The organism is Streptomyces sp. WG5 (genome assembly GCF_049974565.1).
Lineage (GTDB): Bacteria > Actinomycetota > Actinomycetes > Streptomycetales > Streptomycetaceae > Streptomyces.
The window spans coordinates 1-604 of sequence record NZ_JBNGGC010000172.1 but is presented as its reverse complement, the minus strand read 5'-3'; the positions used below and the strand labels follow the sequence as shown (position 1 = coordinate 604).

1 protein-coding gene is annotated in these 604 nt (G+C 67.5%); it reads right to left on the bottom strand.

What is annotated here, in order from left to right; genetic code table 11:
- A partial coding sequence (locus tag ACP4IX_RS36450; protein WP_426558966.1) for a hypothetical protein occupies positions 1-509 on the bottom strand: 509 nt, incomplete at its 3' end.
- Positions 510-604: the final 95 nt, after the last annotated feature.

The following is a 604-nucleotide window of genomic DNA, read 5'->3' as shown; positions in this document are numbered from 1 at the left end:
ATGTAGTCGTCCTCGTGGCCCCTGGCGAACCAGCCCATGTTGGAGATGTTCATCTCCCAGCCAAGGCGGATGACCGCCTTGGGGTGTGCTGCCGCGATCGCGCGCGCGGCGGCCCCGAACTCGGCGTCGTGCGCACCGCTTGCGACGTCGGCAAGCGGCGTGCCGGTGATGGTGAGCGGCACCGACCAGACCACATTGCGCGCCGGGTTGAGCTTCTTCCAAAGCCCCGGCACCCAATCCAGCCGGTGAAAATCCTCCCAGCCGGTCTGGCCGTAGAAGTCGACGCCGAGCACCGACGAACGCGGCCGGTCGAGCCACTTCTCCCAGCCCTGCAACACATGCTCGCGACCGGTCTCGCCCCAATTGACGAAGGCGCCAGCGAACCGTGCCGAATTCGCACCGAGCGGCGACCGCGCCGACGGCACGGCTCGCGCGATCGACGGCCCGCTCAGCGCGACCACGGCGAACGCGAGGGCGCCACGCCGCGTGATTTGGCGGTCAGTTGCCATGACGCACTTCTGCCGAGACGTTCGGAGCGCGCGTACCAAAAGCGCACAGCGCAGACAGCCTGGCTGTCTCGAAATGGACTGATGGTCCGATCCGA